This window comes from Bradyrhizobium sp. MI1.4 (assembly GCF_055811315.1).
The window spans coordinates 1-16,307 of sequence record NZ_JBVVPP010000048.1; the positions used below are offsets into that span (position 1 = coordinate 1).

At 58.7% G+C, this 16,307-nt stretch carries 18 protein-coding genes; 8 read left to right on the forward strand and 10 right to left on the reverse strand.

Going from position 1 to position 16,307, the window contains the following annotated elements; all coding sequences use genetic code 11:
• The first annotated feature begins 227 nt into the window (after positions 1 to 227).
• Positions 228 to 590: a PRC-barrel domain-containing protein gene (locus AC0L23_RS31835; RefSeq protein WP_473357901.1), complete on the forward strand. Its 363-nt coding sequence runs from the start codon at positions 228 to 230 to the stop codon at positions 588 to 590.
• A gap of 342 nt (positions 591 to 932) precedes the next feature.
• A complete protein-coding gene (locus AC0L23_RS31840; protein WP_473357085.1) occupies positions 933 to 1,064 on the forward strand; it encodes a hypothetical protein in 132 nt (43 codons plus the stop codon).
• Between the two features lie 481 nt (positions 1,065 to 1,545).
• On the opposite strand, the gene AC0L23_RS31845 is transcribed toward AC0L23_RS31840, so the two are convergent.
• From AC0L23_RS31845 to AC0L23_RS31870, 6 genes are all read right to left on the reverse strand, one after another.
• Positions 1,546 to 2,526 carry an ABC transporter substrate-binding protein gene (locus tag AC0L23_RS31845; protein ID WP_473357858.1) on the reverse strand — a complete coding sequence of 327 codons (981 nt, stop codon included), beginning with the start codon at positions 2,524 to 2,526 and terminating at the stop codon, positions 1,546 to 1,548.
• Positions 2,527 to 2,949: 423 nt separating this feature from the next.
• Complete coding sequence (locus tag AC0L23_RS31850; RefSeq protein ID WP_473357859.1) at positions 2,950 to 3,465, reverse strand: hypothetical protein; 516 nt, start codon at positions 3,463 to 3,465, stop codon at positions 2,950 to 2,952.
• Between the two features lie 318 nt (positions 3,466 to 3,783).
• Complete coding sequence (locus tag AC0L23_RS31855; protein WP_473357860.1) at positions 3,784 to 5,151, reverse strand: tetratricopeptide repeat protein; 1,368 nt, start codon at positions 5,149 to 5,151, stop codon at positions 3,784 to 3,786.
• Positions 5,152 to 5,540: 389 nt separating this feature from the next.
• Complete coding sequence (locus tag AC0L23_RS31860) at positions 5,541 to 8,903, reverse strand: ATP-binding protein (protein ID WP_473357861.1); 3,363 nt, start codon at positions 8,901 to 8,903, stop codon at positions 5,541 to 5,543.
• 220 nt (positions 8,904 to 9,123) lie between these two features.
• Complete coding sequence (locus tag AC0L23_RS31865; protein WP_473357862.1) at positions 9,124 to 9,504, reverse strand: hypothetical protein; 381 nt, start codon at positions 9,502 to 9,504, stop codon at positions 9,124 to 9,126.
• Positions 9,505 to 9,557: 53 nt separating this feature from the next.
• Complete coding sequence (locus AC0L23_RS31870; RefSeq protein ID WP_219685551.1) at positions 9,558 to 9,779, reverse strand: hypothetical protein; 222 nt, start codon at positions 9,777 to 9,779, stop codon at positions 9,558 to 9,560.
• A gap of 423 nt (positions 9,780 to 10,202) precedes the next feature.
• Here AC0L23_RS31870 and AC0L23_RS31875 point away from each other — a divergent pair, with 423 nt between their 5' ends.
• The 3 genes from AC0L23_RS31875 to AC0L23_RS31885 all read left to right on the forward strand — a co-directional run bounded on the left by AC0L23_RS31875 (position 10,203) and on the right by AC0L23_RS31885 (position 11,809).
• A complete protein-coding gene (locus AC0L23_RS31875; RefSeq protein ID WP_473357863.1) occupies positions 10,203 to 10,715 on the forward strand; it encodes a hypothetical protein in 513 nt (170 codons plus the stop codon).
• 254 nt (positions 10,716 to 10,969) lie between these two features.
• Positions 10,970 to 11,197 carry a hypothetical protein gene (locus AC0L23_RS31880; RefSeq protein WP_473357864.1) on the forward strand — a complete coding sequence of 76 codons (228 nt, stop codon included), beginning with the start codon at positions 10,970 to 10,972 and terminating at the stop codon, positions 11,195 to 11,197.
• 108 nt (positions 11,198 to 11,305) lie between these two features.
• Positions 11,306 to 11,809, forward strand: a complete 504-nt coding sequence (locus AC0L23_RS31885) for a hypothetical protein (RefSeq protein WP_473357865.1) — start codon at positions 11,306 to 11,308, stop codon at positions 11,807 to 11,809.
• Positions 11,810 to 12,358: 549 nt separating this feature from the next.
• Here AC0L23_RS31885 and AC0L23_RS31890 read toward each other — a convergent pair.
• Both AC0L23_RS31890 and AC0L23_RS31895 read right to left on the reverse strand, forming a co-directional pair.
• Positions 12,359 to 12,637: a DUF7662 domain-containing protein gene (locus AC0L23_RS31890; protein WP_473357866.1), complete on the reverse strand. Its 279-nt coding sequence runs from the start codon at positions 12,635 to 12,637 to the stop codon at positions 12,359 to 12,361.
• Positions 12,621 to 13,028, reverse strand: a complete 408-nt coding sequence (locus AC0L23_RS31895) for a hypothetical protein (protein ID WP_473357867.1) — start codon at positions 13,026 to 13,028, stop codon at positions 12,621 to 12,623. The genes AC0L23_RS31890 and AC0L23_RS31895 overlap by 17 nt, the downstream gene beginning before the upstream one ends.
• 398 nt (positions 13,029 to 13,426) lie before the next feature.
• Between AC0L23_RS31895 and AC0L23_RS31900 the strand changes: the two genes are divergently transcribed.
• From AC0L23_RS31900 to AC0L23_RS31910, 3 genes are all read left to right on the forward strand, one after another.
• Positions 13,427 to 13,825 (forward strand): hypothetical protein, encoded by a 399-nt coding sequence (locus AC0L23_RS31900; RefSeq protein WP_473357868.1) that lies wholly within the window; start codon positions 13,427 to 13,429, stop codon positions 13,823 to 13,825.
• Positions 13,826 to 14,212: 387 nt separating this feature from the next.
• The gene (locus AC0L23_RS31905) at positions 14,213 to 14,425 is read left to right on the forward strand and encodes a hypothetical protein (protein WP_129276097.1); all 213 of its coding nucleotides are present in this window, start codon (positions 14,213 to 14,215) and stop codon (positions 14,423 to 14,425) included.
• A 44-nt stretch (positions 14,426 to 14,469) separates the two neighbouring features.
• A complete protein-coding gene (locus AC0L23_RS31910; RefSeq protein WP_473357869.1) occupies positions 14,470 to 14,694 on the forward strand; it encodes a hypothetical protein in 225 nt (74 codons plus the stop codon).
• Here the strand turns inward: AC0L23_RS31910 and AC0L23_RS31915 are convergent, their stop codons facing one another.
• Both AC0L23_RS31915 and AC0L23_RS31920 read right to left on the reverse strand, forming a co-directional pair.
• Positions 14,695 to 15,027 carry a hypothetical protein gene (locus tag AC0L23_RS31915; RefSeq protein WP_007604755.1) on the reverse strand — a complete coding sequence of 111 codons (333 nt, stop codon included), beginning with the start codon at positions 15,025 to 15,027 and terminating at the stop codon, positions 14,695 to 14,697.
• Positions 15,028 to 15,299: 272 nt separating this feature from the next.
• Positions 15,300 to 16,295, reverse strand: coding sequence for an ABC transporter substrate-binding protein (locus AC0L23_RS31920; protein WP_473357870.1), 996 nt, complete (start codon positions 16,293 to 16,295; stop codon positions 15,300 to 15,302).
• Positions 16,296 to 16,307: the final 12 nt, after the last annotated feature.

Consider the following 16,307-nt stretch of genomic DNA (forward strand, 5'->3'; position numbering starts at 1 on the left):
TTGTGCCTGTTCCTGGTCCGACTATGCCGCGTGCTGGCCGGTCCAGCCCCGCTCAATTCGCCTTCTTAACGGACGACAACCTACTGCCGCCCTACGGGGACCGCGGGTCGCGTCGTCCGCGGCGCTCCATCGCTGATGATGCCGAGAACAACGTTACCAGGGCTTCAGCCAGGAACGGAGCCATCGTCCTCGGGTTGACTCCGGAAGACAACATCCAGGAGGTTAACATGGCTATGGAGGATCGCGAGACGTTCAGCTTGATCGGAAGCGACAAGGTCGAGGGCACGAACGTGTACGGGGCCGACGGGAAAAAGGTGGGCTACATCGAGCGCGTCATGATCGACAAGGTCAGCGGCAAGGTGTCGTACGCGGTGCTCAGCTTCGGGGGTCTGCTCGGCATTGGCGACGATCACTATCCGTTGCCATGGCAGGCGCTGAAATACGACACCAACCTCGGCGGCTACGTCACCGGCATCACCCAGGACCAGCTCCGCGGCGCCCCGAAATACGCCGACGAGAGCAGCTGGAATTGGAGTGACCCCGCGACCACGCGCTCCGTGAATGCTTACTACGGTGTGCCGGTGGGCTGAGGCGCACGACATTCGCGGGCCGACGCACTTACCGTCACGCGAGACGACCGCATCGGTCGCCGAGGCGAGTAATGCCATTCGTGTTCTGGTCGTGGAGGATGAAGCTCGGATCTGCAGCTTGATCGAGGACGCCTTTTCGACGGCTCTCTCTTAGAGAGTGGATTTTATGATCGTAGGTGCGCTCTCCATAGAGATCAGCGCATGCTCCGTCCAAGGACCGCTTCGGGTCACAGGACTAAACCGCTCGCGCGGTAGAACGCCGCGGCTGGCGACACGGCAAAGCAATAGGCGACAGCTCATCGTGACGAGCGGGGCAATTGGTGCGTAGCTGGCGACGATCCGATGATCGAGGACGTGCTGATCTGGAAGTTCGTGGCGGAGCACCAACCATTGCACAAGAGCCAACTCGAATCCTCGATCGCGATTGTGTTCAACGTCGCGCTAGTTGGACCCCGTCGAGGCATCTCGACGTAAGCAGACTTACAAATGCGGTGATGCTCTTGACGAGCAGCTCGAAACAGTTTCGGCTCTGATAGCTCCGGGGGCTTTCCAGCCGCCAGAGATCAGTTTGCCTTATGGCCTTCAAATATCGAGGAGCTCACGTTTAGATTGTGTGGTGTGGTATTTTTGCTATAGCCAAGCCATTGAAAGTATAGGTGCCGCCAAACATTAAATCCCCATAGGCGATCGTCCTGATCGTCTGAAGGTTGTTTGACGCGACTAGCTCGATCACGCGGCATCGTCCTACGTCCCCCCAGCGCGGTTTCCTCCTTTGGAGGCTTTCGGACGCCGGCCCCCGTGTGCGCGGCAACACCGTCATGGGGCCGGCATCCGAAACCCTTCACAAAAGCGGCGGTAGGCTGCAAGCTAGATCGGTGTCCGGTTTGCCTCTGCCAGCCGACATGACATGCTCCAAGCGACTTTCGGGTATGGGCCCATGCAGCGCAGCCGAGCCTTATTCGATCAATTCGTCGGCTCGTATCAGCAACGAGGTCGGCACGGTGAGACCCAGCGCTTTGGCTGTCTTTACGTTGATTATGAGGACGAACTTCGTTGGCCTTTGTACCGGGAGGTCCACAGGTTTGGCACCCCTGAGGATTTTGTCGACGTAGTCGCCCGCATGACGGAATAGATCGGCGGTATCGGCCCCGTATACCGATAATCCCCCATCGGCATAATGCCGGAACAAGTAGTTTGCTGGCAGGTGATACTTAGCCGCCAGCGCGATAATCCGCTGCGCCTGGGCATAGGTGAGCGCATCGCCGAAATCAATGATCGCATCGGCGTGTTGGGCGGCGGCCGAGGCAAAGGCAATGTCGAGTTCTTCTGGCTTGGTCGCCGGAACGAGAGGCAGAGCCACGCCGAGGTGCCGGGCTATGCGGGGGATCTCTTCCGCGAAGTACAGCCTTTGCAGTGGATTGTCTGGATTGATCAAAACTGCGATTTTAGATGCGCCGGGAACAAGTTCTCGAAGAATTTCTAGACGTTTTGCGAAGAAGTCGTCGGGGACGTTGGTCGTCACGCCTGTCATGTTGCCACCTGGTCGCGACAGGCTTTGTATGAGGCCGAGGTGCACGGGATCAGCGACACCCACGAATACGATGGGAATCGTGCTGGTCGCGGATTTGAGCGCTATGGCTGCTTGCGGTCCTGGAGCGATCAGGATGTCGGGGCCGAGGGCCATCAGCTCGGCGACGGAGTCTGTCAGTCGATCTGCGGGTTGAGAAAACCGATACTCTATAGTGAGGTTTTTTCCCTGTGTCCAACCTAGGCTTCGCAGCGCATCAATGAACGCAACCTCGGCTTGATTGAGGGCCTTGCCGCTTCCATCGCCTATGGCGAGAAAGCCGAGCCGACGACGCTTACCCTGCCCCTGCGAAGAACATGGCGAAATGAGCAGCGCCGCAGTTCCCGCAATGAACTCTCGTCGCTTCATTGCGATCCTCGCAGAAGCTGAAGACAACGACCAAACACATGATACCACGTCTCAACAATCGGTGCGGGTCACTTTCTGACCTCGACCACAAACATCCTCACGTCGGCTTTGGGCTGGCGTCGGCATCTGTCACGACGCTGTTCGGCTCACATCGCGAGTGTGTTCAACTCTTGTTTGAATACCTCAAGCAGCTTGAGGTCGGGGCCAAATATGAAGCCGGGCACTAGATACCCAATTCGCCAAGTTTGCCGCTGTTGTGGCCATCCTACCGACGCCATGCAACGGCGGCACTTGCCTTGGCCGCAACGAAAACTCGTCGCCTCATCAGCATTGTCTCAGCCGCCGACGATCACGTCACTGCGCCAGTGCCGGGCGATATCACTGGCATCGTTTCAAGTACGTAGCTGTTGGCAGTTGGTTGGCTCAGTTCGTCTTGGTGAACTTGTACGTTCCCTTCTTGTGACCAATGACCTGGCTGATGCCATCGAAGTTACTCTTGAGCGGGTCGATGGTGACGACGAGCGCAGCCTGGAGACCTTCAAATTTCCCCGTTCCACCAGTGATATTGCAATTGTTGGGAGATCCCGGCATCCAGTCACACTGTTCGAACACTTGATCGCCGTCCTTGTCGATGTAAGTACAGAACCCGTGAATCTCCGCGGTCTTTGCGGACGAATCCGTAAGGCGGCTCAACTGACAGCGTCCACCCATGTTGTTGAGTACAGGGTTTCCAGCCTCGTTCGAGGCTGCCATGGCTTGGTTCACAAAAACAAACTCTCTGCCGCTGCCGATCGACATTGGCTTGGGCGCTGGAATAGGCGTGGCGGTGAATATGACCGAGACCGAGCCTTCCGGCGGCACGCCCTGTGCAACGGCCCTAAAACTGGTCAGAATGGCAACGACCGAAAGCAATGCGATGAGTACACGATTAAAAGCCATCGTTCCCTCCCTTTGTGATGGTGCAGAGAACTAATGCGAGGGAGCAGGCTACGCCCTGAGGAACACTCCAGCAAGAGTTAGAGATCTGCAAAGAATAACACGGTGTCGCAGGCGGAGCTCAGCAAGCGAGGGTGCGTCAGTAGAGCTGATCCACTTGACTGTTCGGGCGAGAAGCTGCCTTCGAGGCAACTTCAGCTACGCGACCGGTTTACCAGCGACAGCGGACATCGCGGTTGTTGAGGCGCTCTTCGGCTTAGGGCCAATCAGTGACATTCGAGATGTAAGAGGCCGACGTCAGCAAGCGAATAGCCTTGCATCTTATTGCTCCCGGACCCCTCCCTTCCTCAGCCCATCGAGAATGTCGTCGATCTCTCGACGAAACTGCGGGTTGCTTGACATTGAGTAAACGAGATCACGGTACCAATGGATCGTGAAGTCTGGTCGCAGCTTGTTCAATTCAGCCAAGCTCCGCTGTGCCTGTTCCAATTGCCCCGTGGCTCCATAAGCCGAAATCAGATCTACATAGGCGTACAAGTGCGAGTTGTTCAGATTGACCGAGCGCCCGCATTCCTCGATGGCTTCTCCATATTGACGCAGGTGCAAGTGTGCATGGCAGAGCCGGAAGCGCCATTGGAAAGCAAAAGGATCTCTGGGACTGAGACGGAGAGCCAACTGGGCCGGGGAGAAGGCTTCGCGCGCCCGCCCGGAGACGATAAGTGCGATTGCTTTACTACCGTAGGCAGTTGGATAATTTGGATCAATTTCGAGCGCAGCATCGTATTCAGCCGATGCTTCCTCAGGGTGTCCAAATAGAAGAATGTCTCCCTTGGTCGTATGAGCACTCGCGCTTGCCGGGCTTTTGGACAGAACTCTGTCGATAAGGTCGATCGCTTGCCTTTTGTCTTCAACAACCGACGCAGACCATCGGTTGTTCACACCAGCCGTTAGACACCGCGCTTTACCAATCATGGCCTCAACGTTGTCCGGATCGAGCCGCAGCGCACTATCAAATAGGTCCATTGCCTGACCATTTTGGATCTTCGACTGCGGCGCATAGAGCTTTGCCCAGCCGCGCATCGTGAAGTCCGTAGCGTCTGGATTCCTCGATCGGTCCACTTGGCTGCGACGGCTTTCGGCTTGGATCAGTTCAATGTTAAGCGAGCGAGCGAGCCGCGCTGTGATCTGGTCCTGCAAGGCGGCGAGGTTCGTACGGTCGCCGTCGAAACGATCGGACCAGACGTCCCGACCGCTCGCGATATCCGTAAGTGATACGTTGACCCGAACCTGATCTCCGTTGCGCCGCACCGCGCCCTGGACCGCCCAGCGGATACCAAGGTCCTTGCCGAGCGTCCTGAAGTCGATCTGCTTGTTCTTGTATGTAAACGCCGTTCCGCGTCCGATAACGAAGGCGCCGGGCATTTGCGCGAGGTCGGTCGTCAGGTCACTCGTGATGCCATCGGCGAAATAGTCCTGCTCCAGATCATTGCTGACGTTTGCGAACGGCAGAATGACAAGTGACAAGCGGGGAGCAATGTCGGGCCGGGCAGTAGCCTCCCTCTGCGTCTGTTGCTTGTCCGGAAACACGTCGGTGCGGAGCGTCTTCCACACAGTCCAATAGCCGACGAGGCCACCCGCGATCGCACCGAAAGCCGCAATCGAAGCGAGCGCCCCGCCGATCATTTGCATTCGCCTCCGGAAGCGACCCTTAAACTTGCGAGTCGATGCCGGTTGGTCCGGAGGCTCGTCGTCAGATGGCGTTTTGTTCAGTGGGTCACTATCGGATGCTGGTTTATTCGGTCGGTCGCTGGAGACTTCAGAGTCCGTCACCATTGCCTCCCGTACGGGCCAAACGCCCGCATGCTCGAACCTAGCAGAGTTTTGTGGTTTTGCGTTGGTCAAGGTTGCTGACTAGGTTCACGGCCCTTACAAGTTGATGCAGTGATGTTGAATGGACGTCCGCTTCGGATCAAAGTGCGAAGAACTCGGCCTGAGCAAAACCAGTCCGCTTCCCCCCACGAAGGGAACCTCTAAGACGGTTCGCCACTTCGCTGATGGGCCAGAGCCGATGGGGGCGATCATGCCGCCAGCTCCTCGAGCAGGGCTTTCGCCTTCTTCAAATCCAACGTATCGAACCCCTCGGTGAACCAGACGAAGACTGGAGTGAGAAGCTCTCGGGCTTCTTTGTACTTGCCGCTGTCGCGCCAGAGCTGTGCCAAGCTGATGACGGCGCGCAGCTCCAGGCACTTAGCATTCTGGCAACCAGCCACGTCGAGCGCCCGCCGAAACCATACTTCTGCTTCGGTCCTGTCGCCGCCCGGCCCGGCAAGAGTCAACTCCCCAGTTAACCGGTAGATTTCCGCCTCCCACCGCCGCTCGCCAGTTTCCTCGACAATGCGCGCAGCCTCGACCAGCGCGGTCAATCCGTGCCCGATTTCTCCCGCCCACGCCGAAGCTTCAGCCAGCAGTGCAAGATGATAGGGCCGACGAATTCGTACGCCCGTCGGCTCGATGGCAGCGAGACCGCGGTAAATCTCCGCGATCCCTTCCCTAGTGTGTCCGCGTGCCGCGACTGCCCAGCCCCGCAAGATACTCCCGGCCGCCGCCAGGTGCGGCGCAATGCCATGCTCGGCGCACACCGCGACTGCGGCCTCCGCTTGCTCCTGAGCAGGCTCAACTTCCCCCAGATGCTGGTTGGTCATTGCCGCCCACACCAGGGCAAGAACAAGGCTGAAGGGATGCGACAGCCCCCGAGCCATGCTCACCGCCTCGTGCGCCGTGGCGCGCGCCTGCTCGGGAAAGCCAAGCGGCCACAAGGTGGCCGCCGAGGTGTATCGATTGCAAACGGCTGCGTCGTGGCCGCCATACAGGAACATATGGGCGCGGTGCGCGTCCGGCCGATACAGCGCCAATCCGGCTTCGAGGTGCGTCCGGCACGCGGTCAGTTCCGGGAGATGGACGAGTGTAGTCCATGCAGCATGATGCGCCTGCAGGAGAAGGGCCCGATCGGCACTTTGTCGAGCGACCGCGAACAACCCGTCTAATAGGCCCCGAGCCCTCGTGAACTCGCAGCGCTGCTGATAAATAAGCCATAGCCCCCAGTTCACGGCAAAGAGCTGCGCTCCATCGCCGGCTTGCTGACACAGGTCGCGTGCGCGCAGGTAGGCTTGCTCCACCTCCGGCGCCGAATAGCTCTTGGTGGCGAACAGCACCGGTGCGAGGATAAGCTGCAGTGCGAGTTCGCAGCGGGCACGCTCCACCGGATCGGCGACCCGCTTTACGAGGGCCAGTCCCTTGTAGAGATGGGCAACGGACTCGGCGTGCGCCGAACGCTCAGCCGCGCGCTGGCCGGCTGCCAGCCAGTAAGGAACGGCCTTTTCCGCAAGCTCAGCTTCCGTGAAGTGGTGCGCGAGCACCTCCGGTTGAATTGCCGCGACGTTCGGGAACGTCTCCTCGAGCGCCCGGGCAATGCGCGCGTGCAGCGCGTGCCGCCTATCGCGCAGCAACGTGCCGTAGGCGGTGTCCTGAACGAGAGCGTGCTTGAACAAATAGGTCGCGTGCGGCGAAATGCCATTTCGGAACAGCAACCCGGCTTGCATCAGGCGTGCGAGCGCCGAGGTCAGTTCCGGCTCTGACTTCCGCAGTACGGCGGCTAACAGCACCTGCGAGAACTCACGGCCTATCGCCGCCCCGATCTGAGCCAGCTCCTTAGCCGGGCCAAGCCGGTCGAGCCGCGCCATCAGAGAAGCGTGCAAGCTCGCGGGCACAGCCAGCGCCGGCGAGGGAATCGCAGCCGCAGCCTGCATTGCTTCAGTCTCGCTTCCAGCCTCCAGCACCGCCTTCGTCATTTCCTCCGCGAACAGGGGAACGCCGTCGGTGCGCTCGACAATCTCCCTTCTGATACTGGCCGGGAGTAGCCTGTTGCCGACCACACGGTCGATCATGGTGCTGATGTCGCGCTCAGCCAGGCGGTTGATCGTTAGCATCGTAACGTTCGATTGTCCGACCCACGGCGCGTCGAACTCAGGTCGAAACGTCACGATCAAGAGCACGCGAAGACTCGCGATTCGGTCCATGGCACGACCGAAAACTTCCAGGCTCGTCGGATCGCCCCAGTGCGCATCCTCGACGATCATGAGCACGGGACTGGAGCGCGTTAGGGCTTCCAATTGGAGGCCGAGTGCTGCCAGCATTTTCTGCCGGCGCTGCTCGGGAATAGGCTCCAGAGCGGGGTAGCGCCCATCATTAGGAAGCGACAACATCTCGGCCAGGAGCGCCGCGTCATGCCGGGACGTCGAAGTCTGCGCCAGCAGCGCATCGAGCTTGTCCAGCTTGGCTTGCGGAGTGTCGCTATGCACAAGCACGGCTGCCCGTTCGAATTGCCCAATGATTGGGTAAAGAGCGCTGTCGGTGTGCTGCGGCGAGCAGAAATAACGCAGTCGCGTGTGTGGTTCGGCCGCGATTTCCTCCATGAGCGCGGCGGAGAGCCTAGATTTTCCGATCCCGGCCTCACCGGACAGCAAGACCACCCGGCCTTCGCCGGCCTTGGCTTTCGCCCAGCGGCGCAACAGCAGCTCAAGTTCTTCTTCTCGTCCAACGAGCGCAGTGAGTCCGCCCGCATGCATCGCTTCGAAGCGGCTCTCGACAAAACTCGTTCGCACTACCGCGAAGGCTTTCACCTCCCCAGCGATCCCCTTCAGTTCTCTTGGCCCAAGGTCCCGCAGTTCGAAAAGGTTGCCCAGCAACCTGCGTGTGGCCTCAGCAATGACGACGGTGTTCGGCTCGGCAATGCCTTGAAGGCGCGCAGCGAGGTTCGGCGTCTCGCCGACGATGCCGCGCTCCTGGGCTTCTCCGGACCCGACAAGATCTCCGACGATCACGGTCCCGGTGGCAGCCCCGACCCGTACCTGTAGGGGCTGAGGCGCTGTGAGTAACGCTACGGCATCGATCAGAGCGAGGCTCGCCCGAACGGCACGCTCGGCGTCGTCCTCGTGTGCTGCGGGGTAACCGAAATAAATCAGCACACCATCGCCCATGTATTTCGCGACGAAGCCGCCGAAGCGGCGCACGGTATCAGCGACGCACCTCTGATAGGTCGAAAGTATCTCGCGCAGGTCTTCCGGGTCCAGACGGGCCGAGAGCGCCGTCGATCCGACAAGGTCCGAGAACAACACGGTGACCTGGCGGCGCTCCGCAACGTTCTTTCCAATATGATCATCCTCCAGAGGAACTGCGGCGAGAGGCGCTAGAGGATTCGAAGCTCGCAAAGCGGCAATGGCGTCGAGGAGCCTTCGGCGATGTCCAACAATTCGGACACCAAGATCCTTCAGATCGTCCGCCGTCAAGTTCGGAAGCGCAACGTCGTCGATCTCGTTCTCGCGGAAAGCCGCCTCATATTGTTCGAGGCCAAGTTCCCGCAGCCAGCTTCCAAGATCATCCATAGCGGCGCCTCTGGTTCGCCTACTGCGCAATGATCCCCCAGCCGAGACAACGTGTCTAGGGCACCACTAATGACCGGTTTGGGTCATTCGCGTCGGTTTTGGCCGACACTTAGCGACTTCCGGTCTAGCCCGGTGAACGGACATGTAGCGGCAGCCCGTCACGGAAGCGAAGGCCCCATAGGCGACGTCAGGCCCAAACTTGACTGACACAACGCCGCGGCTAGCGAAGCGGGCGGGACCGGCTGAACAAGAAACCGCTGGGAGTGAACTTTCGGGCTACTGCGAGCGCGCTGCTCTCGCACGTTTCAAGCGCGATCTTCTGGGCCAGCATGACGTCTCCAATCGGAAGATCGCCTACGGGCAGGAAACACAAGCCGATCTTTGGGCGACCGTTTTCGCCGATCTCGCAGACATTCGCAGCCGCTCCCGCATAGATTCTGTAGCGGTTGCCCGTGTCGCCGCCGACCACATCGAAATAGCCCGTGTGCGCGAATTGCCGCCGTTGGACCGGCGAGAGGTAATGCCGCAGCAGTAGCAGCGCGCGTCCTTCCGGAGTCCTCTCGGCGCCGTGCCTAATGAACAGCGCCTTTGCAGCCCTCATCCGTGAGCGTTCACCCGGCCGCGACCGCCTGAATAGCCACACGGCTCAGCGATTCAGCCGCCGACCAGCCGGGGGAAGAAGAGAGTTTCTTCCGCAGTGGGGTCGAACGATCGGATCCGCGACACCTGACCTGAACCGGTCCGGACCGCGGCGGTGAAGCCGACGTTCGTCAGCTCGCGGAATCGCTGCTCCGCCTTGGCTACTTCCCCTGCATCGTCCGCATCGAAGAAGTGACGGCTGTCGCCGGTACTGTCCATCACGGTCTGCATCGGCATGCGGATCCCTCCTTGTTGATCATGACAGAATATTGTTGAAGCTCCGAAGTTCCTCGATCGCACCAAAGCTACTGCCTTTCGCGTCTCGCAACCAAGGCTTCGGTATGGTGGTACGTAGATGGCCCGCAAGCCAGGGCGCAGATTTTGTGGACTTCGGCGAACAGCATCAGCCCGCCACAGCGTCACCGGATATGGCCATTGGTCGAAAATCGGTCTGCATCCGCAAACCAAGCTTTATACCCTGACGGCACGCATCCTTCGCAGGGCGGACAAAGCAACATGGAGGCAAATTACTTTCGACCTGCGCTCAACTCCCTCTTTCCCCTCACTTGATTCATCGTAGAATTCGTTCTCATTCGCTAGACCTGCAGGCTGTAATCGACTTCAACATTTCCCGAGGGCGCTGGGCGAACGAGCTCAAGTGTGCTGATGGAACTCTATAGCCCCTTGATCTTTGCGTTAGGCGCCGAAGTGAATAGGCAGACGATGCTCCGCTGGCTTAGCTCAGATCATCAAAAGATCCGAAGCGATCGAAAGCAGCTTGAAGTGAGGGCTCGCCGCCTGCTGCAGAGTTACCTGACGGCCAATGAGTGGCAAAAGCGCCAATACTATCAGGCCATCGCCGGCGCGGCTTCTGCATGTCAGCCTGGTATTGATGATCCGAGCTTAAGTAACGAGAAGCTTGCTGAATTAACCGCTCAGGCGGCAACAAAAGTCGTCCAAGCACGTGATCGGAAAGCCAAGGATGCGCACGACCATTCAGCTGTACTGATCATGGATGCATACGCAACCGTTGCAATCGCCTATCGACGAGCGGCTTCAGCCTACACTGCTGACAAGGAAATGGAGCAGCTGGGCACCGCCGCAGTACACCTGGTCACGATAGCGAATTCGTTCATGAATGCTGAATCGGTGCGGTCACCGACAGAAATGTGACGGGGGCTTCGGCAAACCAGCCTCGCACTTTTGATCAGGCGTATACCTTGCGCAAACCCTTTCTCCTAAGCTGGCCGTAAGACGTTGCTTGTACCGTCCTCACCAACAAGAAAAGGCGGGCGGCATGTCGATTGCATTTCGAATCTCTATTCTCTTGTTCTGTGCTTACGCCGGTTGGGAAACCCCAAGCATTCAATTCGGCGATTTGCGAGAGCCTCAGCAGCAAGGGCGTTCTCCAGCCGGATAAGTAAGGAATGAACAAAACAACCCTTCACCTGGAACGTCCGCAACCAAACCAAGTTCGGCGTGCTGACCTCGCGCCGGCCACCGGCTTTGCGATGCTCGTCGATGGTCGCTTCAAGACTGAATTTCTTGATCAGGACGCCGCGACTAAAGCGGCCCTTGAATTGTTGGCCAAGTATCCGATGCTGAAGATCGAGATCTACGACGCAGCATCGAAGTCACGGACGCCCGCGAAATAGCCACTTTGCATCGCAACGTGCGTAGTAACTATGTCTTCCGTTTTAATCTACCTTTAGCTTTTTGCTAACAAACGAGGCCGCAAGGTCGTCCCCAAACGGAGGCGGCCTGTGCCTTTGATGAAATACTTCGGATTCGTCGGCAGCGCTCTCGTCCTGTTGATGATCGGAATCGGCTGGTGCCTGCCGCAGCAGGCGCTGGGCCCAGGGAACAGTGACGTAGAGCGACCGTCCATAAGGATCAGCTCAATTGAGCGGGCACCTGAACGGGTAATAATCGATACCAGTTTGCCGACGCTTGTGGCTCCGTCGAACATCAGTCCTTCTACATCGACGACGTTGGTGCAATCTGCTCGGCCTCTGCAGAGTGCATTCTCCGAACTTGACGTCGCCGGGAAGCCGGTCACTCCGAAATCAGGCGGCGAGGTCTTGAAGCCGAAGCATGCGGCAAAAGGCGTATCTGGGAAAAAAGCCTCTAACCGCCGAACAGCGAAACCGTTGAATATTATTCCCGCACCCGCAACGGGAGCGCAAGCTGCGGCGCCTGATACAAGACTGTCGTTACTGGAAACGCTCAAGGAGCGGCTAGGGCAGACGTTTTTCAAGCTGAACTGATGACGGTGCCGACTATAGGACCTCGGCGAGCGCCATTCACCGCGGACGCGCCCCAGGCGTCGCCCCGCAGAGGCGAGGAGCTCGGACGTACGCCTCTCCCCGGGCTAAAATTCGAGCCACGCTCATGCGGCGACGCCACAGCGGTCTCGTCCATTGCAACCACAACCTTGGTGTTGAAGAGTGTTGCGTGATCTGTCCGGTGCCACCTAGGTGTATTGGCTTATTGATTTCGGAGTGCTGCCCTGATCGATTTGGCACTTGAAATCGGCAGTACGGTGAACCTCTTCGTCGTCTGCCCAGTAGGCCGCTATTCGGTTTGAGCGATAACCCAAGCACTGGGGCGTTCGAATGGTAGCTATTTTGTCTCAAAGAATACAATTCTGGACCTCCTTTTCATCGACGCAGCCTTGGAGGAGAAGGGCCGAAGAGCCGAGGACCGCGAGGAGAGGGTAGAACAGGCCGCCGCGTTCGGATTGATTCTCCGTGGACTGACGCTGCCGGGACGCGCGGGAAAGCTCGCAACACTAAGGTGGCGCGACGTACAAGCCTTTAGGCTCGATGGAATTCCACTGCCCGCTGTTTCAGTGAAACTCTGGCCGTGAAGCCTGCCTGCAGCCACGCCATCGCCTGCGTGTGCCCAGCTTTGCGCGAACTCTCATTTCCCCACCAGGCACTGAACTTGTAAGCTGACGGCGGTAACGGCCTCCCAAGAATTCCCTCGATTTCCGAGAACGTGAGCCGAATAGTTTGCGCCCTTGTGCGCACCAGCTCCCTCAATAGCGGATCGTAAACGGAGATGACGCTCGGCTCGTCACGTTGGTCTATCATCGCCGCTCGCGGGGATGTTGAACCCCCGGGCGGCAAGTTCCAGCTCGAGCTCAGTGATCCGCTCGAAGATGCGAGCAGCAATCGCCTCGGAATCTTCAACGCTTAATGATTGCATGCCCCTTAAAGATAGCTCGTCCCTGAGAACCTTCGCCACAAGCAATTGAATTGCCAATGGATCAAATCCTAAAAAGACGATCCAACCGCAACCGAAGGGCGAGTGCAGGTGGTGCTGCCGTGCTTCGGCTAGTTGTCTCCGCTCGGAATGCTGAAGCTGCGCAGCTGCTCGCACAAGCCTTTCTGCCGCAGCCCTTAACAGCAAGCCGTGTGCTCCATCGGGTGTCCTACCCTGCGTGATCTGTAGCCGCTTGGCCGTCTCGCTTTGCTTGAGCACGAGTCTTTAGCCTATCCAGCTTCGATTGCTCCTCGCTCAGACGTCTTTCGACATACTGCCGTTCGAAGTCCGTCAGAGTGGTATGCAATAAGAGGTGATAGCGTTGAATATTGTTGCGATGTGCCCGGACCAAATCGTCGTCAATCATCGTCGCCGCCTTTTCCGCTACCGAGACAACAAACAATTCATCATCAAGTCGGATGGGCAGACGACCGGGCAACAGCAGGCCGGAGCATCTCCGCCGCTCTCTCCATGGTAGCGAGCTTTTCTTTCCCAATCTGTGAACTATTTCACACGGCCTTTGCGATCACACCTAGCTGGCAGCGGACACACTGCAGTGGTTTAATGGGCGTGGGTCGGCTTCATCCAACCCGATGACGGCGGTAGAGCCTAGTGCAGTGCAGCGCGCCGGTTCATCGGGCTTGGCTGAAGGCCAGAAGGTCTTTTATGAAGTCCAAGTCGTTCGAAAACGCCGGAAACAAGCTGCGAAGTCTATGCATCTGATAAGCGCCAATGGCGTGGCGGTTCGATCACTGCATTTTCCGCCCGAGGTCTCTCAGCAGCGTGTGGAGAAAGTCGCTGGCATGGTCGTATTGTGCATTGCCGTTCGTGATTTGACGGACGTGTGGATCCATTACGCGGCCAACGGTTTCGGAGCCGAGCAGCTCAGCTCTGTCCGACCACTGCTGCAGCAAAGCATCGGGTATATCGTCCGCAGATCCGAACATCCGCAAAAGGGAATGTTCGGCCTCGGGCTTGTGGTCGTGATGAGCCTTCGCCGCATAGAAAGCGAATAGTCCCCGGAAGGCATCACGGGAAACGGCAGGTTTTCCCATCGCAATGTCCCTGAAAAAATTACGTTCTCAATGGACGCAAGTTTGACGCCCCCGTTCGGGAAAAGCTAGAAGAAACTAAAACCCTGTGCTCAACCGTTTTCGAAGAATTTGCCGTTGGACGCTGAGTGCAATGCCAACCCGTCAATGATCTTGACCGATTTTGATGACGGCCTGGTTGGACATTCGAGGGGCTCTCTGGCTCTTGTTGTTCCCCAGCCGCCCCATTGGCTGAAGCGTAAGCCGGCGGAGGGGCCATTTTGTACAAAGCCAGCGCACAAGTTGCGCCGAACGGGCGGCTTGCACTAAGCTTTATTCGATTAAATCAGAATGTTTTTGTGGAGTAGCGTCATGTCGAGTGCGATTGAGTTGATTGTGGATGGCTACGCAAGAGTGAAAGACCGCCAGTCGCTTGAAGAGCTGAGGATCCATCGCCGGCGACTTGCCGGAGACCTGAAGGCCTGGGTGGGCTTTGACTGCAGGTTGTCGATTGCGCAAATCGAGCAGGACATCGCGGCAATAGAGGCGGGACTGGAGACGTTGTCGGGGCCGGTCGGCGGCTAGGATAAGGAGTCAACCCGATGACGGCGTGCGCGCAAGGAGGGCAAGTGCTGCGATCGTTCGTCATGGCTGCCCTCGTACTGGTCTGGGGATCCTCGTCCGCGCTCAGCCTGACGTCGGAGGAGATCATCGCCAAGCTTCGCGCCGCAGGCTACTCGCAGATCCAGGAGGTGCCGGCCGGAAAGATCAAGACTTACAAGGCCGTCAGAGAAGGTACCGCGCGCTCGCTAATCGTCGACAGCACTGGTCACATTGCAGAAGTGGCAAGGTAGCTAGACGGGCAGACGAAGCCAGACGTCTTTGCTGGACAGCGTGCCTGTTGGCGTCGCAATCTCCATGTCGACGACGCGAAACGAGCCATGACTTTCGTAAACGTAGCGAAGGTGCCAGACGGGGCCGGGTTCCGGCGAGATGGCGAAGTCGTCCAAGGCAGACGCAACGTATCGAACGGCATCGCGTCGCTCAACCGAGGCGGAGAACATCGCCTCTATCAGCGCGGCCAGGCTCATGCCGCCGACCAGCATGGCTCGTGCCGTTTCGTCGCCGTAAGTAAGCCGCAGCGCAGTCACGACTGCCGCAATAGCGTCGGGGTTCTTCAGAGCCACGGTAGATCCGCTTCGCCCAGCAAAACCATAATGCGGATTCCGCCCCTTTCGTGCAATCGGCATCGATTCGGGGCCACTGTCCCAATGGCTAATGCCCAGGGCGAGCCGCTCCTGCGAAGCTCAATCAGCGGAGCAGACGGGAAAGCTGCGGCTGAACTAAACGGGACCCATATCATCGACTGATCAGCTTTCGAAACGAAAGCCTCTTCAACATGAAGAGAGCGCGGGTGCTAAGGCTCCTTGCAAGGGAGCCGCCAGCTTCCGCGATCAGATCACACGATTGTTTTTAGATACAGACTGGGATCGAAATATTTGGTTGCCGGCGTGGAGTCCTTGATGCCTGCGTTGGCCATGAAGAAATCTGTCGACTGCTGCAGCCAGTTGGTGACCGTCCCGTCTGAGTACATTCGCTTCCACTCCCTGGACGTGAACATCTTCTGGGCCTTGAACGATTCGTTGATGTCGGCCAGCGGGGTTTGGCTATAGTGACCCTTCTGCAGCTTCTCCATCGCTTCGGTGCTGTTCGCGACAATGTAGTCATTCGCATCCGCCCAGCCACGGATCAGCTTCGCCAGCGTTTCCTTGTTTGGCTCGTAATAATCGTTGGCCGCCGCCCAGCCGCCGATGATAGCGGCCTTTGGATAGTAGGCTGACGCATCGGCGAGCTTGACCGCCCCTGGCACCTTGTCCCGAACCGTGACGTTGAAGGGTACCCAAAGAGCGACGGCCGGTACCGCGCCGGAGATAAAGGCGGTCACGGCCGCTGGCATGGTCTGGTTGACGAGTTCGACCTCCTTCGGATCGACCTTATTGGCGCGAAGCGCGGTATCCAGGAACACATGCGCGGTGGTACCGGTCGCGGTCGCGATCCGCTTGCCCTTCAGGTCCCCAAACGACTTGATGCCTTGGTCGCCGCGAACCCAGAGCTGTGCGGTCGCGACCTCAATGTCGTTGATCAGGAACACCTTGCCCTGCCCCCGGGCAGGGAAGTTCGAGAGCACGGCGCCGGTGGCCAGTACGTCGAGGCTGCCGCCGATCAGCGCCTGGAAGATCTCGAGGCCGGTGTTGAACTGTCGCAGCTCGAGATCGAGGCCCTGCCTTTCAAAGGAACCGCGATCCATGCCGGTCCAGATCTGGCCGTCGACCGCGACGGTGTGCAGATAGCCGACGCGGACTTTCGTTTTCGCTTGCGCGATCGCCGGTGCTGAGGCCGTGAAGGTGCCGAGCGCAAGGCCCGCCGTCGTGGTCAGAAATTGTCTGCGGTCCATGGTATCCTCCGT